The sequence below is a fragment of the Shouchella oshimensis genome (assembly GCF_004375095.1).
GTDB classification, from domain to species: Bacteria; Bacillota; Bacilli; order Bacillales; family Bacillaceae_D; genus Shouchella; species Shouchella oshimensis.
This window is the reverse complement of the sequence record NZ_SNUX01000001.1, coordinates 352,119-374,494: the sequence shown is the minus strand read 5'-3', so window position 1 is coordinate 374,494 and position 22,376 is coordinate 352,119. Positions and strand designations below refer to the sequence as shown.

General features: G+C 40.0%; 24 protein-coding genes. 23 read left to right on the top strand and 1 reads right to left on the bottom strand.

Annotated elements, in window-relative coordinates; genetic code table 11:
• Positions 1-4 precede the first annotated feature (4 nt).
• Positions 5-760: a sulfite exporter TauE/SafE family protein gene (locus E2L03_RS01910; protein WP_038480796.1), complete on the bottom strand. Its 756-nt coding sequence runs from the start codon at positions 758-760 to the stop codon at positions 5-7.
• 76 nt (positions 761-836) lie between these two features.
• On the opposite strand from E2L03_RS01910, the gene rnhB reads away from it, so the two are divergent.
• The 23 genes from rnhB (at position 837) to flgD (ending at position 22,375) form a co-directional block, all read left to right on the top strand.
• A complete protein-coding gene (gene rnhB, locus E2L03_RS01905) occupies positions 837-1,622 on the top strand; it encodes a ribonuclease HII (RefSeq protein WP_055735861.1) in 786 nt (261 codons plus the stop codon).
• A complete protein-coding gene (locus E2L03_RS01900) occupies positions 1,623-2,285 on the top strand; it encodes a hypothetical protein (protein ID WP_134258500.1) in 663 nt (220 codons plus the stop codon). It abuts the gene before it with no gap.
• A 60-nt stretch (positions 2,286-2,345) separates the two neighbouring features.
• Positions 2,346-2,513 carry a hypothetical protein gene (locus E2L03_RS20185; protein ID WP_166740169.1) on the top strand — a complete coding sequence of 56 codons (168 nt, stop codon included), beginning with the start codon at positions 2,346-2,348 and terminating at the stop codon, positions 2,511-2,513.
• A 136-nt stretch (positions 2,514-2,649) separates the two neighbouring features.
• The gene (gene sucC, locus E2L03_RS01895; RefSeq protein WP_038480787.1) at positions 2,650-3,810 is read left to right on the top strand and encodes an ADP-forming succinate--CoA ligase subunit beta; all 1,161 of its coding nucleotides are present in this window, start codon (positions 2,650-2,652) and stop codon (positions 3,808-3,810) included.
• 18 nt (positions 3,811-3,828) lie between these two features.
• The gene (gene sucD, locus E2L03_RS01890) at positions 3,829-4,731 is read left to right on the top strand and encodes a succinate--CoA ligase subunit alpha (protein ID WP_055735863.1); all 903 of its coding nucleotides are present in this window, start codon (positions 3,829-3,831) and stop codon (positions 4,729-4,731) included.
• Positions 4,732-4,815: 84 nt separating this feature from the next.
• The gene (gene dprA / locus E2L03_RS01885; protein ID WP_134258499.1) at positions 4,816-5,706 is read left to right on the top strand and encodes a DNA-processing protein DprA; all 891 of its coding nucleotides are present in this window, start codon (positions 4,816-4,818) and stop codon (positions 5,704-5,706) included.
• 98 nt (positions 5,707-5,804) lie between these two features.
• Positions 5,805-7,877, top strand: coding sequence for a type I DNA topoisomerase (topA, locus tag E2L03_RS01880; RefSeq protein WP_038480781.1), 2,073 nt, complete (start codon positions 5,805-5,807; stop codon positions 7,875-7,877).
• 209 nt (positions 7,878-8,086) lie between these two features.
• Positions 8,087-9,397, top strand: coding sequence for an FADH(2)-oxidizing methylenetetrahydrofolate--tRNA-(uracil(54)-C(5))-methyltransferase TrmFO (trmFO, locus tag E2L03_RS01875; RefSeq protein ID WP_095150389.1), 1,311 nt, complete (start codon positions 8,087-8,089; stop codon positions 9,395-9,397).
• Between the two features lie 62 nt (positions 9,398-9,459).
• A complete protein-coding gene (gene xerC, locus E2L03_RS01870; protein WP_166740168.1) occupies positions 9,460-10,365 on the top strand; it encodes a tyrosine recombinase XerC in 906 nt (301 codons plus the stop codon).
• Positions 10,366-10,388: 23 nt separating this feature from the next.
• On the top strand, positions 10,389-10,928 hold the full coding sequence (gene hslV, locus E2L03_RS01865) for an ATP-dependent protease subunit HslV (protein ID WP_035396960.1): 540 nt from the start codon (positions 10,389-10,391) through the stop codon (positions 10,926-10,928).
• A 31-nt stretch (positions 10,929-10,959) separates the two neighbouring features.
• Positions 10,960-12,363 carry an ATP-dependent protease ATPase subunit HslU gene (gene hslU, locus E2L03_RS01860; protein WP_038480771.1) on the top strand — a complete coding sequence of 468 codons (1,404 nt, stop codon included), beginning with the start codon at positions 10,960-10,962 and terminating at the stop codon, positions 12,361-12,363.
• Between the two features lie 21 nt (positions 12,364-12,384).
• Entirely contained in the window at positions 12,385-13,164 is a 780-nt protein-coding gene (codY, locus tag E2L03_RS01855) for a GTP-sensing pleiotropic transcriptional regulator CodY (protein ID WP_038480768.1), read from the top strand.
• Between the two features lie 351 nt (positions 13,165-13,515).
• The gene (flgB, locus tag E2L03_RS01850; protein WP_051667546.1) at positions 13,516-13,911 is read left to right on the top strand and encodes a flagellar basal body rod protein FlgB; all 396 of its coding nucleotides are present in this window, start codon (positions 13,516-13,518) and stop codon (positions 13,909-13,911) included.
• Positions 13,912-13,922: 11 nt separating this feature from the next.
• Positions 13,923-14,354 (top strand): flagellar basal body rod protein FlgC, encoded by a 432-nt coding sequence (gene flgC, locus E2L03_RS01845; RefSeq protein ID WP_038480762.1) that lies wholly within the window; start codon positions 13,923-13,925, stop codon positions 14,352-14,354.
• 9 nt (positions 14,355-14,363) lie between these two features.
• On the top strand, positions 14,364-14,663 hold the full coding sequence (fliE, locus tag E2L03_RS01840) for a flagellar hook-basal body complex protein FliE (protein WP_055735300.1): 300 nt from the start codon (positions 14,364-14,366) through the stop codon (positions 14,661-14,663).
• Positions 14,664-14,685: 22 nt separating this feature from the next.
• Positions 14,686-16,266, top strand: coding sequence for a flagellar basal-body MS-ring/collar protein FliF (fliF, locus tag E2L03_RS01835; protein ID WP_095150388.1), 1,581 nt, complete (start codon positions 14,686-14,688; stop codon positions 16,264-16,266).
• A gap of 17 nt (positions 16,267-16,283) precedes the next feature.
• Positions 16,284-17,291, top strand: coding sequence for a flagellar motor switch protein FliG (gene fliG, locus E2L03_RS01830; RefSeq protein ID WP_038480753.1), 1,008 nt, complete (start codon positions 16,284-16,286; stop codon positions 17,289-17,291).
• Complete coding sequence (fliH, locus tag E2L03_RS01825) at positions 17,284-18,066, top strand: flagellar assembly protein FliH (protein ID WP_038480750.1); 783 nt, start codon at positions 17,284-17,286, stop codon at positions 18,064-18,066. The genes fliG and fliH overlap by 8 nt, the downstream gene beginning before the upstream one ends.
• The gene (locus E2L03_RS01820) at positions 18,047-19,372 is read left to right on the top strand and encodes a FliI/YscN family ATPase (RefSeq protein ID WP_038480748.1); all 1,326 of its coding nucleotides are present in this window, start codon (positions 18,047-18,049) and stop codon (positions 19,370-19,372) included. The genes fliH and E2L03_RS01820 overlap by 20 nt, the downstream gene beginning before the upstream one ends.
• Positions 19,372-19,818: a flagellar export protein FliJ gene (gene fliJ / locus E2L03_RS01815; protein WP_134258498.1), complete on the top strand. Its 447-nt coding sequence runs from the start codon at positions 19,372-19,374 to the stop codon at positions 19,816-19,818. Before E2L03_RS01820 ends, fliJ begins: the two co-directional genes overlap by 1 nt.
• Complete coding sequence (locus E2L03_RS01810) at positions 19,815-20,354, top strand: magnesium transporter MgtE N-terminal domain-containing protein (RefSeq protein WP_038480743.1); 540 nt, start codon at positions 19,815-19,817, stop codon at positions 20,352-20,354. The genes fliJ and E2L03_RS01810 overlap by 4 nt, the downstream gene beginning before the upstream one ends.
• Positions 20,347-21,948 carry a flagellar hook-length control protein FliK gene (locus E2L03_RS01805; protein WP_166740167.1) on the top strand — a complete coding sequence of 534 codons (1,602 nt, stop codon included), beginning with the start codon at positions 20,347-20,349 and terminating at the stop codon, positions 21,946-21,948. The genes E2L03_RS01810 and E2L03_RS01805 overlap by 8 nt, the downstream gene beginning before the upstream one ends.
• Entirely contained in the window at positions 21,935-22,375 is a 441-nt protein-coding gene (gene flgD, locus E2L03_RS01800) for a flagellar hook assembly protein FlgD (RefSeq protein ID WP_055735306.1), read from the top strand. The genes E2L03_RS01805 and flgD overlap by 14 nt, the downstream gene beginning before the upstream one ends.
• Position 22,376 lies beyond the last annotated feature (1 nt).

Genomic DNA, 22,376 nt, shown 5'->3' with positions numbered 1-22,376 from the left:
AGGATTACGTATACAGTTCGAACAGCAAGCGAACGGCCATCAACAAGATGGTACAGATGAGAACAATTCGAATCCACTTAGTTTGTTTTCCTAAAACAATACGGCTACCTACTAGTGCACCAGCCATATTTCCTAATGCGAGAACAATGCCGACGAGCCAGTTAACTTGTCCATTAGCTGCATAAATGAAAAGAGAGAGAGACACTGATACACCAGCAACAATAATTTTAATAAGCGTTGCCTCAGCAAATGATTTTTTATAAAGTAAGATAGCGAGAATCATAATATAAAAACCGACACCAACTTGGATGAAACCACTATAAAAGCCGATCCCCATAGATAGTGCACCGCCTATAAACGCCATAAAGGGCGTTAGTGTAACAGTGCGATTGACAGCTTTAAGTGGGTTCCAAATTAAAAATAAAATCGATGTAACCATCGTTAGGGCTAAAATAAAGATAAACGTACGGTCACTAATCGACAAAGCTGAAAAAGCACCAAAAATAGCGCCAAAAGCAGACGTTAAATAAATCGTCGCATTTTTTCTTAATTGAAGCGATTGCTTTCGTTTAAAAGTAATGATAGACGTAATGCTTTGAGCGACGATCGCCACTCGATTTGTAGCGTTTGCTTCTGTTGCAGGTAGTCCAATAAAAAGTAGTAAAGGTAATGTTAATAGAGAACCTCCTGCTGAAACGGTGTTAATGACTCCGGCTATAAAACCGATAACAATAAGAATAATCACTTCTGCCAATGCCATACATATAAACTCCTACTCTATAAAACGTGCATTCCTACTATATCATAGATGAAAAGATAAAAAGGAGAAGAAGAACGTGATTTCAATAACAACCATAAAAAGCCAATTGGCGAACAATGAGTTAACGAGAGAACAGGTAAACGAACTAAGAGAAGATCAACGCAAAGGTGTACAGGCGCTACTAAAACGATACGATGCCACTCAAATGCGGATGGCTTCCATTGAGCAAATGCATCTAGATATGAGCACCTATGAGCTTGAACTACGTCAACAAGGCTATCAAGCTATTTGCGGTGTAGATGAAGTAGGAAGAGGACCATTGGCTGGTCCTGTGACAGCTGCTGCAGTGATTTTGCCAACCGATTTTAAATTGCTCGGTTTAACGGATTCCAAAAAATTATCAAAAGAAAATCGAGAACAGTATGCAGCATACATAAAAGAGCACGCGGTAGATTATCAAATTGTCAGCTTGTCTGCAAAAGAAATTGATGAAACAAATATCTTAATGGCAACAAAAAGAGCGATGATGCAAGCGATTCAACAATTGCGGGTTGCTGCAGATTATTTATTACTTGATGCAATTGAACTTCCAATCGGAACGTCCCAACGTTCACTTATTAAGGGCGATTCAAGAAGTGTATCCATTGCAGCGAGTTCGGTACTGGCTAAAGTATGGCGTGATGACTATATGGAAAAACTAGCGCATGTTTATCCAGAGTATGGTTTTGAGCAACATGCTGGTTACGGAACGAAGCAGCATTTAGACGCATTAGAAAGACACGGCATGACAAGTGAACATCGTCGGACCTTCAGGCCTGTCCTTGAGCGAGGCAAGTCTCGTATCCATCCTAAGGATCAGTAAATGAATATCCTTTGGAGGACGAACCAGCTCGTTTTCGGAACAATCGTCGCCCTTTATCCGCAAAAAAAACGAGCGATGATTCGCATTCAAAATCAACAGCTTATTGCTGATATAGATGCAGAATTAGTAGTAGGAAAAAGTTATTGGTTTCAACTAACAAAGCCTGCACCAGCTCTAACACTGCGTCTTCTTCAAACAGATTCATCCATTTCGGCTGTAGCAGCATATTTTCGTATAGACGAGTGGCTTCTAAACATCTATTACAATAGCCAAAGTCCCATTAGTCATAGCCTTATTCGGGACCTGTTCACCGTGAAAAAACAATTGAGCATGAGCTTAACTACCTTTAAAACCATTATTCATCTTTGCGTGAAAGAGTGGAACTTGTCTCTAACAGACGAGCATCTTAAATGGATTCATGCACTTCAGCAGCAACCGTTAACACAGGATAGGATTGTTCAGCAACTAAATCAATTTCCAGAAAGTGGAAATATGATGAGAGTTGGTGAGCAATCTTTAACAATGATTCAAGCTACCTATACGTGCTTGACTAACCATAACTGGGATATGTCGACAGACCTCGTTAAAAGGAGCGTTTTTGCATACGTTGCATTAAAGCAAAGGCAAGTAATGCAAAAATCCTCATTGGACTTACGAATTTAGTTCAACGTACATAAAAGCTTTCATTTTAACCATATTAAAAAGAAAAATGGAGGTGTGTATATGTCGAACAAACAGAATCATGAAGAAGAGTTTTCAGGAGAATTTGGCCAATTGTTCCCTCAAGTTCAACAAGATCAACAGGCAAAAGGATTAAAGAAATTATTTGAAAAAGGTGACAAAGACGAGAAAAAAAACGAAAAAAAGAAAAATAATAAAGAAAAGAAATGAAATTGTCGGAATGATAGCGTTTACCCCTCCACAAGCATGAAAAAAAATGCTAAAATGAAAAAGGATTTCGTCTTAGTAACGAAAATTCTCGTACACGAGAGTCGAGTGTATGATATAACAGGAGGCTGGAGAGAGAATGAATATCCATGAGTATCAGGGTAAAGAAATTCTTCGTTCTTACGGAGTTGCCGTTCCAAACGGTAAAGTAGCATTCTCTGTTGACGAAGCAGTAGAAGCGGCAAAGGAACTTGGTTCTTCTGTGTCTGTCGTAAAAGCGCAAATACATGCAGGCGGACGTGGAAAAGCAGGTGGCGTAAAAGTCGCAAAAAATTTGGATGACGTTCGTACATATGCGGATGAAATTCTTGGGAAAACACTTGTTACACACCAAACAGGACCAGCAGGTAAAGAAGTAAAGCGCTTACTAATTGAAGAAGGTTGCGACATCCAAAAAGAGTACTATATCGGACTCGTAGTCGATCGTGCAACATCAAGCGTTGTTCTTATGGCCTCTGAAGAAGGTGGAACAGAGATTGAAGAGGTTGCGGAAGCGACTCCTGAAAAGATCTTTAAAGAAGTCATTGATCCAGCTGTCGGTTTACAAGGATTTCAAGCAAGACGTGTTGCATTTAACATAAACATACCGAAAGAGCTTGTTGGTCAAGCGGTTAAATTTATGATGGGTCTATACAAAGTGTTTGTTGACAAAGATGCATCCATTGCAGAAATTAACCCTCTTGTTACAACAGGAGATGGCAAAGTAATGGCGCTTGATGCGAAATTCAATTTTGATTCCAATGCGCTTTACCGTCATAAAGATATTGTCGAATTACGTGATTTAGAAGAAGAAGATGTAAAAGAGATTGAAGCTTCTAAACATGATTTAAACTATATTGCACTAGATGGAAATATCGGCTGCATGGTTAATGGAGCTGGCCTCGCTATGGCTACAATGGATATCATTAAGCATTACAATGGTGATCCCGCAAACTTCCTTGACGTTGGGGGCGGTGCAACAGCGGAAAAAGTAACAGAGGCATTTAAACTCATTTTATCAGATGAAAATGTAAAAGGTATTTTTGTAAACATTTTCGGTGGAATTATGAAATGTGATATTATCGCTGAAGGCGTCATTACAGCTACAAAAGAAGTGGGTCTTGAGATTCCGTTAGTCGTTCGTTTAGAAGGAACAAACGTAGAGCTTGGAAAACAACTATTAAAAGAGTCAGGCTTAAATATTACAGCTGCTGATTCAATGGCCGATGGCGCACAAAAAATTGTAGCTTTAGTGAAATAGAAGGGTGGAGCTAGACAAATGAGCATCTTAATTAATAAAGATACGAAAGTGATTGTTCAAGGTATTACTGGCGCTACTGGTTTGTTTCATACGAAGCAAGCGCTTGAATATGGTACGAATGTAGTTGGTGGTGTTACTCCTGGAAAAGGCGGCACTGAAATTGAAGGTGTTCCCGTTTTTAATACTGTTGACGAAGCAGTAAAAGCGACTGGTGCGAACGCAACCGTTATTTATGTACCACCTGCATTTGCAGGGGATGCTATTATGGAAGCAACAGATGCTGAGCTTGATCTAGCAATCTGTATTACAGAAGGTATTCCTGTACTTGATATGGTAAACGTTAAGCGCTATATGAAAGGTAAGAAAACGAGACTAATTGGACCAAACTGTCCTGGTGTCATTACGCCAGAAGAATGTAAGATTGGGATTATGCCAGGCTATATTCATAAAAAAGGCCACATTGGTGTTGTGTCTCGTTCAGGAACACTTACGTATGAAGCGGTTCACCAACTTTCAACAGCTGGTATTGGTCAATCATCTGCTGTTGGTATCGGTGGAGATCCTGTAAACGGAACAGACTTTATTGATGTGTTATCTCTTTTCAATGATGATCCTGATACGTATGCGGTTATTATGATAGGTGAAATTGGCGGAACGGCTGAAGAAGAAGCGGCTGAATGGGTGAAAGCAAATATGACGAAACCTGTTGTTGGCTTTATCGGTGGCCAAACAGCTCCTCCAGGTAAACGTATGGGCCATGCTGGCGCGATTATCTCTGGCGGTAAGGGAACAGCAGAAGAAAAGATTAAAACAATGGAAGCATGTGGCATTCGTGTTGCTGCAACGCCATCTGTTATGGGTGAAACACTCATTGAATCTTTGAAAGCAAATGATATTTACGATAAAAGCGTTACCCATTAAGAGAATATGAACTCCTTGCATACGTGTAAGGAGTTTTCTCTACATTTCTAGAAAGGACTGAGTGCCATCGATCGTTATGTTCGCATGATTCATGTACATGCCCTTCTTTATAGCCAAACGAGTGTCTGGAAACGTTTAGTAGCTTGGGACCCGACCATTCAGAACATTTATAACGCCTCCGCAAACGAAATAAAGAAAAACCTCTTAATAAGCGATGGAGCTGCTAAAAGGCTCGTTCAGTGGCTTAACCAATCTAACCCCTTCGAATACGTTGCAATGTTGAAACATCACAATATTTTCCCACTATCAATTGAAGATTCCCACTATCCAACCCTTCTTTCACATATTTACGATCCCCCTATTTTATTATATTGTAAAGGAAATCAACATTTATTAACGATGAAGAAAGTAGCGATGGTTGGTTCTCGTACCCCATCACTTTACGGTAAACAAGTAGTCAAAAGACTCTCCACGGTCATTGTAGAAACAGGTAGTGCGATTGTCAGTGGTCTGGCTAGAGGAGTAGATATAGAAGCTCATCAAAGCGCTATAAAGGCAGGCGGTTGTACAATTGCGGTTACTGCTTCAGGCTTTTTCCATCCTTATCCACCTGAGCATCAAGCTTTTCTGACTGATACCTCTCCACAGTCTTTACTCGTTGTCAGTGAATACCCCCCTCACGTAAAGCCGAAAAAATGGCACTTTCCTACACGCAACCGAATCATTAGTGGCTTATCCTATGCCACCATTATTATAGAAGCAAAGCGAAAAAGCGGTTCTCTTATTACAGCTGATCTAGCTCTTGAACAAGGTCGAGAAGTTTTTGCAGTGCCAGGGTCAATTTTTTCTCCAGAATCAGAGGGGACGAATTGGCTTATTAGTCAAGGAGCATACTGTCTATACAATGAACAAACGCTATTTGAATACATGCCAAACTTTATGTCGAAATCGATCGAACGAAAGCGATTTTCTTAATTAAATGAAGTTCGGTTTGACAAACGGGGAAAGTCTGTTTAATAATGAGGAAGATTTAATTCATAAATAGAGAAACTAAGATGAGGGAGTTGCTTTACATGTCCGATTATTTAGTAATCGTGGAATCTCCCGCTAAAGCCAAAACCATTGGTAAGTATTTAGGTAAGAAGTATGTCGTTAAAGCTTCTATGGGTCACGTGAGAGATTTGCCTAAAAGCCAAATGGGCGTTAGTGTAGAAGAAAATTATGAACCTCGGTATATTACAATACGTGGTAAAGGACCAGTCTTAAAAGAATTAAAGACTGCGGCAAAAAAAGCGAAACGCATTTATCTTGCGGCTGACCCGGATCGCGAAGGGGAAGCAATTGCGTGGCATTTAGCTCACAGTCTAAATATTGATGAGCACTCTGACTGTCGTGTTGTTTTTAATGAGATTACGAAAAATGCTATTAAAGATGCTTTTAAGCAGCCGAGACCTATTAATATGGATCTCGTTGATGCACAACAAGCAAGACGAATTCTGGACCGATTAGTGGGGTATAATATTTCACCGTTATTATGGAAGAAAGTAAAAAAAGGACTAAGCGCAGGGCGTGTTCAATCTGTCGCTGTTAAATTAATAACGGACCGAGAAAAAGAAATCCAATCGTTTGTACCAGAAGAGTATTGGAGTATCCAAGGACAATTTTCTTATGGGCAAGAACAATTTGAAGCTCGATTCCACAGTATAAATGGTAACAAAGAGACACTTTCTACAGAAGAAGACGTTCATCATGTTCTTGATACATTGAGTGGAGCCGATTTTCGTATTGCTGAAGTGAAAAAACGCGAACGCAAACGAAATCCTGTTGCGCCATTTACAACCTCTTCCTTACAGCAAGAAGCTGCTCGCAAGCTGAATTTTAGAGCAAAGAAAACCATGCTTATTGCCCAGCAACTTTATGAAGGTATTGATTTAGGAAAGCAAGGTACAGTTGGTCTGATCACTTATATGAGAACAGATTCTACTAGAATTTCTGATACCGCCAAACAAGAGACGTTTGAGTATATTCAAAAAAATTACGGTGAAGAGTATACAAAGAAAGAAGTGCAAAAACAAAAGCAAGATAAGAAAACCCAGGACGCCCACGAAGCCATTCGCCCAACGTCTGTTATGTATGAACCTAAGCAGATGAAAGAATATCTGTCTCGAGACCAACTACGCCTATATCGTTTAGTGTGGGAACGTCTTGTTGCAAGTGAAATGGCGCCTGCTGTAATGGATACCATGACCGTAGATTTAGAAAATAACGGTGTAATTTTTCGCGCAAATGGGTCTAAGCTTAAATTTCCAGGTTTCATGAAAGTGTATATTGAAGGAAATGACGATAACAAAAAAGAAGAAGATCGTCTTCTCCCTGACTTACAAGAAAATGAAATGGTTGAGAAACAAGAGCTTAATCCAAACCAACATTTTACCCAGCCGCCTCCGCGTTACACTGAGGCACGATTGGTAAAAACGTTAGAAGAACTAGGTATTGGACGCCCATCAACGTATGCACCAACCCTTGATACGATTCAGCGCAGAGGCTATGTGGCTCTTGATGAAAAGCGTTTTGTTCCAACAGAGCTAGGGGAAATTGTATTAGATTTAATCGTTGAGTTTTTCCCAGAGATTTTGGATGTTGAATTTACAGCAAAAATGGAAGAAGATCTTGATAGTATTGAAGACGGACGCGATAACTGGATTGAGATTATTGATCAATTTTATAAAAGCTTTGAGAAGCGACTCGAAGTAGCAGAAGAACAAATGGAAGAAGTAGAAATTAAGGACGAGCCAGCAGGTGAAGACTGTGAGAAGTGCGGCCATGAAATGGTCTATAAAATGGGGCGCTACGGCAAATTTATGGCTTGTTCTAATTTCCCTGATTGTCGAAATACAAAAGCCATTGTAAAAGACATTGGTGTGAAATGTCCGACATGTAAAGAAGGGAATATTGTCGAGCGAAAAAGTAAAAAACGTCGCATTTTTTATGGATGTGATCGTTATCCAGAGTGTGAATTTGTCTCATGGGATAAACCAATCGCCCGTCCTTGTCCGAAATGCGAAAGCCTTTTAGTGGAAAAGAAATCAAAAAAAGGTGTATTCGTCGCATGTACTTCATGTGATTATGAGGAAGAAAAACAGTAAAATGTCGAAATTCATCGTTTTATAGTAGCTATTAGTTGAAATTCGTGACTAAAGAGACTATGATATGAGTACGATCACAAATAAGCCTTCACTCTGCCGAAGAGTGGAGGCGTTTCTATGAACGAATAACTGTTCATTTCTTCAGGTATAACTGAAGATATAAGAAGGTACATACTGTTATAGTTTTTATGAATTAAAGGGGAATGAAGATGACAGAGCGAAAAGAAATACATGTAGTTGGCGCTGGTCTGGCAGGGAGTGAAGCGGCGTGGCAAATCGCGCAACGTGGCGGTAAAGTAAGGTTGTACGAAATGAGACCTGTAAAGCAAACGCCTGCTCACCATACTGATCAATTTGCAGAGCTCGTATGTAGCAATTCGTTAAGAGGGAATTCGCTTGCAAATGCCGTCGGTGTGTTAAAAGAGGAAATGCGTCGATTGGATTCAGTTATTATTAAAGCAGCTGATGAAGCTGCTGTTCCTGCTGGTGGAGCGCTAGCTGTTGATCGTCATGATTTTGCAGCAAAAGTAACCACGTACGTGAAGGAGCACCCAAATGTAACCGTTGTTAATGAAGAGCTAACAACAATTCCAGATGGACCAACCATTATTGCAACGGGCCCTTTAACATCTAAAGCATTATCTGAACAACTACAAGCTTTAACAGGGGAAGAATCGCTTTATTTCTATGATGCGGCAGCACCAATAATTGATGCTGAAACGATTGACCGAGACAAAGTGTATTTAAAAAGCCGGTACGATAAAGGCGAGGCTGCTTATTTGAATTGTCCAATGACTGAAGAAGAATTTGATCGCTTTTATGAAGCGCTTATTGCGGCAGAAACTGTACCATTAAAAGAGTTCGAAAAAGAAATCTTCTTTGAAGGTTGTATGCCTATTGAAGTAATGGCTGGAAGAGGAAGAAAAACGATGCTCTTTGGTCCATTAAAGCCAGTAGGTTTAGATGACCCCAAAACAGGGAAGCGACCTTATGCAGTCGTTCAATTAAGACAAGATAATACATCTGGTACCCTTTATAATATGGTTGGTTTTCAAACCCATCTAAAATGGGGACCCCAAAAAGAAGTCATTCGAATGATACCAGGTCTTGAAAATGCAGATATTGTGCGCTATGGTGTGATGCACCGAAATACATTTTTGAATTCGCCAAAACTGTTGCGTCCAACTTACCAAACCCATATGCGTGACGATTTGTTCTTCGCTGGTCAAATTACTGGCGTAGAAGGATATGTAGAGTCAGCTGCAGCAGGGTTGACTGCTGGCATCAATGCGTACAAGCAAAGCGTTGGCGAAAAACTAGTGCCTTTCCCAGAAGAAACGATGATTGGAAGTATGGCAGCGTATATTACTACAGCAAACCCAGACAACTTCCAACCAATGAATGCGAACTTTGGTCTTGTTCCGCCGATGAATGTTCGGATTAAAGACAAAAAAGAACGCTACGAAGCGTTAGCTCAACGGGCATTAGGGTCAATTCAGAATTTTATGAAAGATATGTGACTTTTGTTGCCTCATGATCCGCACTTGTGTTAAAATTTATAAGTTCTAAGAAGGAGGACAATGTGGTGGAGTCCAAGGAAGCGCAATGGCTGAGTTGGTTTGTTCGATATTTAGAAGTAGAAAAAAATTGTTCAGCATGGACAGTTACCCACTATTCAAAAGATATTGAACAGTTATTTACCTATTTGTCTACAAAAACATCTAAACATTTAGAAGAACTTGTTCATCAAGATGTTCGTTATTTCGTTAGTCATCTTGTTGATGAAGGCTATTCAAAACGTACGATTGCCCGTAAACTATCATCGTTGCGCAGCTTTGGGAAATTCTTAGAAAGAGAAGGATTTCTCACGACAAATCCTTTTTTACATGCGTATTCTCCTAAACAGGATAAGAAGCTGCCTCGTTTCTTATACGAAGAGGAGATGGATCATTGGTTAGGCTTGCTACCAACAGTTACTCCTTATGATAGACGAGATAAAGCCATTATCGAATTGCTTTATGCTACGGGTATTCGTGTGTCAGAATGTAGTTTGTTACACCTTGAACAAGTTCACTGGCAAAGTGGAACGGTTCGAGTGTTTGGGAAAGGCCGGCGTGAGCGCTATGTTCCTTTTGGCAAAAAAGCTGAAGAGGCTTTGCATGATTATTTACAAGAAGCGAGACCGAAATTGTTAAAAGAAGGCGTGGAATCAACCGCTTTGTTTCTTAATAATAGAGGGAATCAATTAAGTGATCGAAGCATTCGGAAGATTGTGGAAAAAAAGATTCAACAAACAGCTGTACAAAAAAAAATAAGTCCTCATGCTATTCGACATTCCTTTGCTACACACTTGTTAAATGGGGGAGCCGACTTACGAACGGTACAAGAATTGTTGGGTCATCAATCGTTAAAGACCACACAAATCTACACGCATGTCAGTAAAGAGCGTTTATATACAGTCTATAAACATACTCATCCGAGAGCCTAGTGCGAAAAAAGGAGCGCGAAACAATGGAATCTTTTCACGCAACAACGATTTTTGCTGTTTCACATAAAGGACAATTTGCTATGTCTGGTGATGGTCAAGTGACGCTTGGAAACGCTGTTGTTATGAAACATACTGCCCGGAAAGTGAGAAAACTTTTTAAGGGGAACGTGATTGCAGGCTTTGCTGGTTCTGTTGCAGACGCATTTACATTGTTTGAAAAGTTTGAAGCAAAGCTTGAAGAGTACAACGGGAATTTACAGCGTGCTTCTGTAGAGCTTGCAAAAGAATGGCGAAGTGATCGGGTTCTTAGAAAGCTTGAAGCTATGCTAATCGTAATGGATAAAAGCGATCTTTTGTTAGTTTCTGGAACTGGAGAAGTTATTCAACCTGATGATGGTATTCTAGCAATTGGTTCCGGTGGAAACTATGCCTTAAGTGCTGGTCGAGCTTTAAAAACGTTTGCTCCACAATTATCGGCTAAAGAGATTGCAGAAGCAGCTTTAAAGACAGCGGCAGAGATTTGTGTGTATACCAATGATCAAATTATTGTTGAAGAGCTTTAAATCTTAATCATGACAAAGGAGTGCGCTGTAGATGACTAGTTCACTAACACCGAGTCAAATTGTGGAACGGCTGGACCAATATATCGTAGGTCAACAAGGCGCTAAGCGTTCTGTTGCTATTGCTTTAAGAAATCGCTATCGACGGACTCTTTTAGATCAAGATATGAGAGATGAGATTACGCCGAAAAACATTTTAATGATTGGTCCTACAGGAGTGGGAAAAACAGAAATTGCTAGAAGGCTGGCAAAACTTGTTGGTGCACCGTTCATTAAAGTGGAAGCAACAAAGTTTACAGAAGTTGGTTATGTAGGACGAGATGTGGAATCCATGGTACGTGATTTGGTTGAATCTAGCGTCCGGCTTGTTAAAGAGGAGCGAGTAGGTCTCGTTCGTGAACAAGCAAAAGAACTAGCCGATAAAAAATTAATTAACCTTCTCGTTCCATCTTTAAAGAAAGAAAGCAGTTATAAAAATCCGTTTGAGATGTTGTTTCAATCTCCAGGCGAAGAAGAAGACGAAGATGAGAACAAGAAGGAAGAAGAAGATGTAAATCGTGCAAACTTGAAAAAGAAAATGTACGATAAGCTTGTAAATGGCGAACTAGAGGAACGATTAGTGACTATTGAAGTTTCTGAACAGTCGCAAGGCTTCATGGATTTGTTTCAAGGTGGAGCCGGTATGGAACAAATGGGCATGAACATGCAAGAAATGCTCGGGAATATGGTTCCAAAGAAAAAGAAAAAAAGACGTATGTCTGTTGCTGATGCGCGGATCGTTTTGACAGAAGAAGAAGCGCAAAAGCTAATTGATATGGATGATGTGACGCAAGAAGCCATTAAACGTGCCGAACAAGTAGGCATGATATTCATAGATGAGATTGATAAAGTAGCGGGGAAGAATGATCAAGGTGCAAATGTTTCACGAGAAGGTGTACAACGTGACATTTTACCAATTGTAGAAGGTTCAACCGTTGTAACTAAATATGGAGCTGTAAAAACAGATCATATTTTGTTTATTGCAGCAGGGGCATTCCATATGGCTAAACCATCCGATCTCATTCCTGAACTACAAGGTCGTTTCCCTATAAGAGTCGAGCTCGGAAGCCTATCCGTTGATGATTTTGTGAGGATTCTAGTAGAACCGGATAATGCGTTAACAAAGCAATATCAAGCTCTTTTGCAAACGGAAGGTATAGAAATTCATTTTTCAGACAAAGCTGTTCATAAGATTGCGACGATTGCAAGTCAAGTAAATCAAGAAACAGAAAACATTGGCGCAAGAAGACTGCACACGCTTTTAGAAAAACTGCTAGAAGATCTATCGTTTGAAGCACCGAACATCAACATGGAACAACTAGAAATTACAGAACAGTATGTTGAAGAGAAACTCGGAACCATTGCCAAGAATCAAGATTTAAGTCAATTCATATTATAGACATTTAAGGAGAGAATTTTAATGGATTTATTAACAAGAACTAGGAAAATTAACGAAATGCTACAAAAAACAAGTGGTCAGCACGTAAACTTTAGAGAAATGGCGATCACATTGCGAGAAGCAATTGGGTCAAATGTCTTTGTTGTAAGTAGAAGAGGGAAACTTCTTGGTTTTTCTATCGAAGAAGAAATTGAAAATGATCGCATGAAAAAAATGCTAGATGAGCGTCAATTCCCAGAAGAGTACACAGAAGGGCTGTTCAAAATTGAAGAAACATCAGCAAATATTGATGTAGACAGTGAATACACAGCGTTCCCTGTTGAAAATCGTGACATTTTCAAAAATGGTTTAACAACGATTGTACCAATTAAAGGTGGCGGGCAACGTCTTGGCTCTCTTATTCTTTCGAGATTAGAAAACCATTTTAGTGATGATGACTTAATTTTAGCTGAGTACGGTGCTACCGTTGTAGGTATGGAAATCCTTCATGAGAAAACCCAAGAAATTGAAGAGGAAGCAAGAAGCAAAGCGGTTGTTCAAATGGCTATTAGTTCATTGTCTTACAGTGAGCTTGAAGCGGTTGAGCACATTTTTGAAGAGCTTGATGGTCGAGAAGGCTTACTTGTTGCAAGCAAAATCGCGGACCGTGTTGGTATTACACGTTCTGTTATTGTCAATGCGCTACGTAAGTTAGAAAGTGCTGGTGTTATTGAATCTCGTTCTTTAGGAATGAAAGGAACGTACATTAAAGTATTAAATGATAAATTCTTAGTTGAATTGGATCGTTTAAAAGAAAACTAAATCGTCAAAGTCAGAGTGCTGCAATCAAATGATTGTAGCGCTTTTTTAATGGGATTAAAAAGAAGGTGGAAAATAAAACCTATTTCCATCCCTATAGTATAATTCCCATTATTTTAGCAGAGATAGAAAATTTTATATAGGTTTTTAGACGTGTACCCTTATTTATTTATAGGCATTTAGTTTTATTAAATCTTTTTGCACTTAGTTCTTTTTGCTCAAAATCAAAAAAAAACTAAAAGTACTTAGACAAAAGATAAAATAACTAGTAAAATTTTATCATATGTAGAGCAACTGGAAAAATATGCTTATTTTAAAAGTTGTAGGTCTTTTTTAACGTGATTGGAGGGTATGATGTTTACAACACAATCGATTTCGGTTTTAGAAGAGGCGCTTCACTTTGCGGCTAATCAGCAGAAAGTCATTTCGTCTAATATTGCTAATGTTGATACACCAGATTACAAAGAGAAGTCAGTTTCATTTCAAAATGTCCTACAAACGGCGCAGTCAAATTCTAATGAGTTTCAAGCGAAACAAACAAATGAACGTCACTTGGCTTTCCCTTTGCCGCAATCTCATACACAAGGTTTACATGAACGTTTGCAGCAATATAACCATAATGGCAATAGTGTTGATATTGATAAACAAATGAGTAAGATGGCAGAGAATCAACTTTACCATCAGGCACTTGTAGATCGAATATCTAGTAATTTCCAATCATTAGAAACTGCTATAAAAGGAAGTAGATAGGAGGAAAGAAGATGTTCGATAGTATGAACGTTTCGAGTTCTGCTTTAACGATGCAACGCTTAAGAATGGACGTAGCATCAAGTAACATTGCCAATGCAGATACGACGAGAGCAGAACTTGTTAATGGTGAATGGCAGCCTTACCAAAGAAAGATGGTTGTCCAACAGTCCCAATCTTTCTCCAGCCACTTAAATCGAGCAAAAGAACAATTGAGCGAAGGGGTAGTGGCAACAGGCATCATTAATGACCAAACACCCTCAAGTCTTGTTTATGACCCTGCTCATCCTGATGCGAATGAATTAGGATACGTTGCCAAGCCAAATGTCGATATTGCTCGTGAGATGGTTGATATGACTAGCGCTACTCGTTCTTATGAGGCGAATGTCACAGCTCTTCAAGCAAGTAAGACGATGCTAATGAAGTCACTAGAAATTGGGAGGTAAGCGAATTTAATGCAAATCCATTCCATGCAATCACCGTTTCAATTAGGAATTGATGAAAAAACGACTACCAAGCAAAATGTGCCTATAAATCAGTCGTTTCAACAAGTATTGACGGATGCATTATCAAAAGTAAATGAAGCTCAATTGCAATCTTCTGCTGCTACACAAGCGATGGCAAGAAAAGAACCCATTGATCTTCATGAAGTAATGATTGCGGCAAATAAAGCATCTGTTGCCTTGCAAGGTACGTTGGAAGTAAGGAATAAAGTAATAGAAGCCTATCAAGAAATGATGCGCATGCAAGTATAATGAAACCCTATGTGGAGGCGTCATGAACGAAAAAGTAACGAACATAGCAAATAAGGCAAAGCTTTACTGGAATGAGCGAACAAAAACACAGAAACTGTTACTTGTGGCAAGTGTATTCGTCCTAATGCTACTGATTGCTGCGCTTATTGCGCTCAGCTTTCGAACAAATTATGCCCCTTTGTACAGCAACCTATCTTTAGCAGAGGCTGGTCAAATTCAAGAAGTACTTGAAAGTAGAGGGGTTACAACAGAAGTAGCAAATGATGGTACAACCATCCTTGTTCCAGAGCGAGAAGTGGATCGATTAAAAGTAGATTTAGCAGCTGAAGGGTTACCGCAAAGCGGGAGCATTGATTATAGTTTCTTTCAAGAGCAAATGGGATTTGGTATGACGGACAATGAATTCACCGTCATCGAACGCTCTCTCATGCAGACAGAGTTAGCAGGATTAATAAGCAGCATATCAGGTGTGCAAAATGCCAATGTTGTCATTACGTTGGCGGAAGACAGCGTGTGGCTAAATTCAGGTCAAGAGTCAGCTACAGCCGCTGTTGTATTGGATTTAGCTCCGGGTACATCCCTCGATCAAACTCAAGTAAAAGCACTCTATCACTTAATAGCAAGAAGCGTACCAAATCTACCAGTAGAAAACATTGTTTTATCAGATTCAAATTTTACGAGTTATACATATCAAGAAGATGATTCATCATACGCAGCTGGTTCGTTCGAGTCTCAAAGAGAAATTAAACAACAAATTGAAGCAGACTTAGAACAAACTATTATGCAACTTCTTCATGCTGTTGTTGGACCGAATAATGCTATTGTCTCTGTCACAACAGACATTGATTTTACACAGGAACAACGAACAGAAGACTTAGTAGAGCCTATTAATGAAGAGGACATGGAAGGGCTAGCCGTTAGTGCGGAACGAATTACCGAATTTTATGAAGGTACTGGAGCCGGTGAAGGTGGTGTAACCGGTACCGGTGATGAGATTCCAAACTACACGGGAACAGTTGCTGGTGGAGATAGCGAGTCAGAACGTACTGAAGAACGAATTAATTATGAATTTAATCGAATCCACAAAGAAATTATTGAAAGCCCCTATCGGATTCGAGATGTAAGTATACAGGCGATGGTGAATCCACCTGAAGGGATGATGCAACTTCCGGCTCAGCAAATGGACAATCTATCAGCAATGCTCAATACAATTGTTGAGACAACGATACCAGCAACAGTAGAAGAGGCACCGGCAGCAACGAATCGAGTCTCTATCTCATCGGTTCCGTTCGCTGAATCAGCCCAAATTGAAAACGAGCAACCAGCACAAGGCGTGCCAATGTGGATGATCATTGCTGCTGTAGCGTTACTTCTGTTTATCATCTTGCTTATTGTTCTTTTACTTCGGACCCGTAAACAAGTGGATGCCATAGCGTTAGAAGATCAAAGCACCCATCTAGATATAGAAGAAGATGAGCCAATTCGCTTTACTGAGAAAGAAGAAAAAGAAGAGAAAAAGCAACTGAAAGAGTTGAATCAATTAGCGAATCAAAACCCAGAAGAATTTTCTAAATTACTTAGAACGTGGTTGTCTGAGGATTAGTAAAGGAGTGTGATCGCTTGGCTATCGTACAATTAACTGGAAAACAAAAGGCGGCAGTATTGTTAATTTCGCTTGGTCCAGATTCAGCTGCACAAGTATACAAGCATTTATCAGAAGAAGAAATTGAATTGTTGTCACTTGAAATTTCTGCAGTGCGAAAAATTGATAAAGAGACGCAGGCGAACGTGCTAGATGAATTTAAAGCCATTGTTGATGCAAGAGAATACCTATCCCAAGGGGGCATTGGATATGCCCGATCTGTTTTAGAGAAAGCGTTAGGTGAAGAAGAAGCAGCGTCTGTTATTGACCGTTTGGCGGCAACAATTCAAGTCCGACCGTTCGATTTTGCAAGAAAACTAGATCCATCGCAAATTTTAAATTTTATACAGCATGAGCACCCTCAAACAATCGCTGTTGTTCTAGCATATATTCCGTCAAAGCAAGCCGGTCAAATTATTTCATCCTTACCAGAAATGATACAAACCGATGTGGCGCGGAGAATTGCGATGATGGATCGCTCTTCACCAGAAGTGATTTCTCAAGTCGAGAAAGTATTAGAAGAAAAGTTATCACAAACGATTACTCAAGACTATACAGAGGCTGGTGGCATTGGAGCCGTTGTAGAAGTATTAAATGGAGTCGATCGATCAACAGAACGAACAATTCTTGACGGCCTGTATATCCAAGATCCAGAGCTAGCAGAAGAAATTAAAAAACGGATGTTTGTGTTTGAAGATATTGTCACTCTTGAAAAGAGAGCCATTCAGCGTGTGATTCGAGACGTACAAAACGATGATTTACAGTTAGCCTTAAAAGTAGCGAGTGATGATGTGAAAGAATCGATCTTCTCAAATATGTCACAGCGTATGTCTGAGGCGTTTAGAGATGAAATGGAATATATGGGGCCGGTTCGTTTACGAGATGTAGAAGAAGCACAGTCTAGAATTGTTGCTAAAATCCGTGACCTTGAAGATATGGGAGAGATCGTTTTAGCGCGAACGAATGGAGAGGACATCCTTGTCTAATGTTATTCGTGTAAGCACAGAGTTGTCAAAAAAACGAGCCATTGGGATCCAGGAAATCAAACAGGACCTACCATCTGTAAGTGAAACCGTTTCGGAGACAGAAGTAGAGAAGACGTTGCTCGATGAAAGCAAGCAGCTTGTAGCTCAAGCGAACCGAGAAGCAGAGTCTATTCTGCTGGAAGCAAGAGCACGGGCTAAACAGATTGAAGTAGAACTAGCGGAACGAGCAACCCAATTGGAACAACAATGGGAAGAGCGAAAGCTACAAGCGCAGTCAGAGGGATATGAAACCGGTTTTAGTGCTGGCGAATCACAGGCGCTGTCCATTTATGAAGGGAAATTAACAGAGGCTCATCATTTATTGGAACAAGCTCAAGACCAAGTAGAGCAGTCAATTGTTAAGAATGAACCCTTCTTAATTGAACTGGTTCTTTCCATCGTAAGACGCGTACTAAAAAGTGAGTTAGAACACGAAGGTATCCTTGCTACAATGGTTGCTCAAATCTTGCAAGAAGTGAAAGATATGGAATTAGTCAAAGTGTATGTACATCCTTCATGGTACAAAAAGCTCGTTCATTCAAAAGAAGAGCTCCAACAACAGCTACCGGCATGTCAGGATTTCCGAATTATACCAGATGGTCAACGGAATGAAACAGAATGTGTCATTGTTACAAATGCAGGTCGGCTTGATGCTTCTTTAGATACACAACTTCTTGAGCTAAAACAACAACTAACCCGTGTGATAGGAAAAGACTATGTGGAAACAACTAATTGATCAAGTTGAGGCTAGTACACTTTATAAATGGTACGGACAAGTGAAGAAAGTGACGGGACTAACGATTGAATCTTCTGGCCCACGTTCTTTTATCGGTGAACTTTGTTATATATGGACTGGGCAAGATAAAAAAAAGAAGATTCGTGCAGAGGTAGTTGGCTTTGACCATGATCGTGTGTTGCTTATGCCTCTTGATCGAATTGATCATATAGAACTAGGTAGCTTAGTTGAAACAACAAAACAATCCCTAACCATTCCAGTAGGACCTGCATTGATTGGTAAATTAGTAGACGGTGTTGGTACTCCGTTTGACTCGGCTGATGGGTTTACTGATTCTTTTGACATGTTTTATCCAGCTGATAGTGAACCGCCTCCACCAATGACGCGACCTCGAATTAGTGAAACAATGAGCGTTGGAGTGAAAGCAATTGATAGTATGCTAACGATGGGTAAAGGTCAACGAGTAGGCATTTTTGCTGGAAGTGGCGTTGGGAAAAGTACGTTAATGTCAATGATTGCAAAGCAGTCCGATGCAGATGTAAACGTGATAGCCCTTATTGGTGAGCGAGGCAGGGAAGTAAGGGATTTTATTGAAAGAGATCTTGGGTCAGAGGGATTAAAAAAATCTGTACTAATTGTCGTGACGTCTGATCAGCCACCTTTGCAGCGAGTAAAAGGTGCCTTAACTGCAACAGCTATCGCAGAATACTTTCGTGACCAAGGTATGTCGGTTAACTTAATGATGGACTCAGTTACTCGTTTTGCTATGGCACACCGAGAAATTGGACTAGCGATTGGTGAACCCCCAACCTCAAAAGGGTATCCACCATCTGTGTTTGCCAAGTTACCGCAATTGTTAGAGCGAGCAGGTACAAGCGAAAAAGGAACAATTACCGCCTTTTATACTGTCTTAGTTGATGGGGATGACATGAATGAGCCAATTGCTGATGCTGTTCGTGGTATTTTAGATGGTCATTTTATTCTTGATCGTGGTTTAGCAAATAAAGGACAATTTCCAGCTATTCATTTGTTAAAAAGTGTTAGTCGTTTAATGAGTGAGTTGGTAAGCGATGAACATGCACGAGCTGCTAAAGAAATGAGGCGCTGGCTTGCTGATTATGAAGAAACAGAAGATTTAATACAGCTTGGTGCCTATAAGCAGGGTGCGTCGCCGGCAATTGACCGTGCGATTGAAGCGATGCCGCAGTTGTTGCAGTTTTTGTCGCAACGCTCTGGCGAAAGTTATGATTTTTCGTCAACATTCGCTGAAATGATGCACTTAGTGGAAGGAGTGAAGAAAGAATAATGACATTTTCATTTTCTCTTCAGCAAGTAATGGATGTGAAGAAACATGACCAGATCCAAGCAAAAAAACAAGTTGACTTGGCACGTGATTCCTTTGAACGTACAGCAACGTCTTTATATGAACGATTGAAAGAAAAGGAGACCCTTGAAAAATCAGTTCAATCGAATCAAGCTTTAGGAATGAAAGTGAGTGAATGTGTACAAACGGCCCTTTATCTTTCACAGCTAGAGAAGGTCATTTTGAAAATGAAAGAAGAGACAGATCACGCACGAATGGAAATGCAAAAACGAGAAGAGCAATTTCAATTGACTGCTCGTTCACATAAGCAGTTTGAGCGATTAAAAGAGAGACAAGCACAGCAATACGAGCAGGACGAACGAAAACGTGAACAGCAACAAATGGACGAAATAAGTGTAAATCAGTTTAATCGGGTATTAATCGGATGAAAAAAGACAAGCGAAAACAATCAAAATTGCTTATTGTCTCTACACTTGTACCGTTAGTTCTACTGCTTATTGTTGGCTATATTTATATAGGTCCATTATTTGGTTTACCAAGCGTTGGATCGCTGTTCCAAGAAAATCGTTCGGGTGTGGATCAGGCAGTAGAAGAAACGATAGCAGAGTTGGAACAAGAAATTATTCAGTTACAAACACAACTTCGTGAAACAGAAAATGAATTAGCGGTAATGAGTAGTGCCTCCCAACAGTCAGAAGAAGAAACGGGTGTACAAGAATCAGCTTCCGTTCCGTCGCAAATGAATGGTCCCACAGATCAAGAGAACCGACTACGTTCTGTTGTTAATACCTATAAGGAAATGTCATCTAAGCGAGCGGCAGCAATTATTGATGAACTTCCTTTTGAAGAAGCGTTCTCGCATGTACAAGCCATGGATGAGTCGCTTAGAGCTTCGATTATAGGACGTTTGCCAGCTGAAAAAGGAGCTGAATTAATAGAACGATTAGCGAATGAGGGTGGCTAAGAAAATGACGCACCAAACAAATACGGTACCGGAAAGCCGCTCAACTACAGTTGGCTCTATTCTTACGAAACGTGGTTCGCCAAAATCTATAAAAACGGCTTTATTTTCGACAACAATGGATTTATACAAGGAACAAGTATCATCCCAAATGGAAAGTCATAACAAGGAAGAGCAACTTGACAGCGGCGAAGCAACAAGTACATACGACAAGGATTCGCAAATACCGTTGCAAGAAGAAATTGAACTGGTCAACATGTTTTACCAGACAGAAATAAAACAGGAATCCACTTTTTCAAACCATTCATTTAAGGGAGACACAATCAAAAATGGTGATAAGCTTGTAGATTCTGAACCGCGTTTAGTAGAAAAGGAAACTTTTTCTTCAGCAGAAATGAGCGAAACCTCTATTGAAATGAAGCAAGGCAAGGCGGTTAATGCTTCTAAACGTCCAATAATACAAGATTCAACGCTGGAACAATCAACACTAACGCTAAAGTCTACTTTGGAAGTTGATGATGGGCAGTCTAAAGAGACGGAGATACGCCCAGTTAAGTTTGACAGACAACTTAGTGAACCAGTGGTATTAAATAAATCCGATGGAATTATGCTGATTACTGAAGATGACGCAACACAATTGAATAGAGACGTTAATCAATTGATTGAACAAGTAGTAGATGAGCGCGCCCAAAAAGCTTCTGCGAACATGATTGAAAAACAGGAAGAAGAGTTGCTTTCAAAGCAAGAAAACAGTAAACAACAAGAGATACAAATAGAAAACATAAAGCAAGAAAACAGTAAACAACAAGGGATACAAAAAGAAAACGAAAAGCAACAAGACTTTGAGAAAGCTTCATTGAAACAAGTGACGCCAGATGTTGGTAGTAAGAGACCGATAGACGAGAAGGCTTTCAATTCAAATGGTGGACTAGTTGAAGAAGCAGGTGGAGAGGATGTTCGTTCTCTCCACATGGAGAAGCATCCCTTAACAGAAGAATATGTGCAAAAAGAGTTGTCTCAATCAGGAACGCCTCGTCAACCTCCTACAGTGACGCCAGAATCGACAAAGAAAGAGGATTATATCCACACGGGTGAACGATACGTAGTCGACAAGCAGGTGGCAGACAAAGTAGGAGCAGAGGCTGTAAAACGACAAGAGTCCAACGATACGCTATTAACCCGACAACTTCTAAGAATCATTCGAGCAGCTAAAACAACTTATACGGCTGATCGACAACAACAGGTGCTAGTGAAGCTTCATCCTGAGTCTCTTGGAAGAGTGACCATTCAATTTATGCAGCAAGGCCAAGGATTCGTAGTGAAAATTATTGCTGAACGTCAGACGGCGAAAGAATCCTTAGATCGATCTCTTCATCAACTTCGTCAGCTTAGTTCTTTACAGGACACAAAAGTCGAAGTGGTGAAGATGGAAGATGATTTACCTGACCAAGAAAAGCAGCAAGAGCGCCAAGAAGAAAATGACCAGACAAGGAAACAACGATTGCTGGAGGCGGCTCAAAAGAAAAACACAACTGATTTTCAAGACTGGATGTCTACTATATTAAGTAGGGGAGTGAAAGAATATGACCCAAATTGATCCAAGTCTATTGCTTTCTTCACAGAAACAACAAGCGAAGTCACAATCCAATCCGTTAGGTCAAGAAGCGTTCTTAAAACTATTAATCACTCAACTCCAACATCAGGACCCAACAAATCCGATGGAAGATCGTGAATACATTGCACAATTAGCAACGTTTTCTCAGCTAGAACAGTTAACTCAGCTAAATGCGACTATGCAGTATATGTATTTAGATCAAAAAAGTCAGCAGCTTATGAGTTTAAGTGAATTAATTGGCAAACATGTGACTTGGAAAAATGAAGACAAGGAAGGCAGTGGTGAAGTAACTGCTGTTAAGTATGATAAAAACGGAGAACTAATCGTTGAAATTAATCGTGATGAATGGATTAAAGCAGGTCATTTGCTACAAATAACACAAGCTACGCAAACAGAAAAGGAGCGATAAG

Excerpts from the sequence above, each read along its gene's own strand:
- E2L03_RS01900 (WP_134258500.1), top strand. The coding sequence starts at position 1,623 with ATGAATATCCTTTGGAGGACGAACCAGCTCGTTTTCGGAACAATCGTC.
- E2L03_RS20185 (WP_166740169.1), top strand. The coding sequence starts at position 2,346 with ATGTCGAACAAACAGAATCATGAAGAAGAGTTTTCAGGAGAATTTGGC.
- E2L03_RS01820 (WP_038480748.1), top strand. The coding sequence starts at position 18,047 with ATGTGGAAACAACTAATTGATCAAGTTGAGGCTAGTACACTTTATAAA.
- fliF (WP_095150388.1), top strand. The coding sequence starts at position 14,686 with ATGAACGAAAAAGTAACGAACATAGCAAATAAGGCAAAGCTTTACTGG.
- flgD (WP_055735306.1), top strand. The coding sequence starts at position 21,935 with ATGACCCAAATTGATCCAAGTCTATTGCTTTCTTCACAGAAACAACAA.
- sucD (WP_055735863.1), top strand. The coding sequence starts at position 3,829 with ATGAGCATCTTAATTAATAAAGATACGAAAGTGATTGTTCAAGGTATT.
- topA (WP_038480781.1), top strand. The coding sequence starts at position 5,805 with ATGTCCGATTATTTAGTAATCGTGGAATCTCCCGCTAAAGCCAAAACC.
- fliJ (WP_134258498.1), top strand. The coding sequence starts at position 19,372 with ATGACATTTTCATTTTCTCTTCAGCAAGTAATGGATGTGAAGAAACAT.
- dprA (WP_134258499.1), top strand. The coding sequence starts at position 4,816 with ATGATTCATGTACATGCCCTTCTTTATAGCCAAACGAGTGTCTGGAAA.
- flgB (WP_051667546.1), top strand. The coding sequence starts at position 13,516 with ATGTTTACAACACAATCGATTTCGGTTTTAGAAGAGGCGCTTCACTTT.
- flgC (WP_038480762.1), top strand. The coding sequence starts at position 13,923 with ATGTTCGATAGTATGAACGTTTCGAGTTCTGCTTTAACGATGCAACGC.
- fliE (WP_055735300.1), top strand. The coding sequence starts at position 14,364 with ATGCAAATCCATTCCATGCAATCACCGTTTCAATTAGGAATTGATGAA.
- E2L03_RS01910 (WP_038480796.1), bottom strand. The coding sequence starts at position 760 with ATGGCATTGGCAGAAGTGATTATTCTTATTGTTATCGGTTTTATAGCC.
- trmFO (WP_095150389.1), top strand. The coding sequence starts at position 8,087 with ATGACAGAGCGAAAAGAAATACATGTAGTTGGCGCTGGTCTGGCAGGG.
- E2L03_RS01810 (WP_038480743.1), top strand. The coding sequence starts at position 19,815 with ATGAAAAAAGACAAGCGAAAACAATCAAAATTGCTTATTGTCTCTACA.
- hslU (WP_038480771.1), top strand. The coding sequence starts at position 10,960 with ATGACTAGTTCACTAACACCGAGTCAAATTGTGGAACGGCTGGACCAA.
- hslV (WP_035396960.1), top strand. The coding sequence starts at position 10,389 with ATGGAATCTTTTCACGCAACAACGATTTTTGCTGTTTCACATAAAGGA.
- codY (WP_038480768.1), top strand. The coding sequence starts at position 12,385 with ATGGATTTATTAACAAGAACTAGGAAAATTAACGAAATGCTACAAAAA.
- sucC (WP_038480787.1), top strand. The coding sequence starts at position 2,650 with ATGAATATCCATGAGTATCAGGGTAAAGAAATTCTTCGTTCTTACGGA.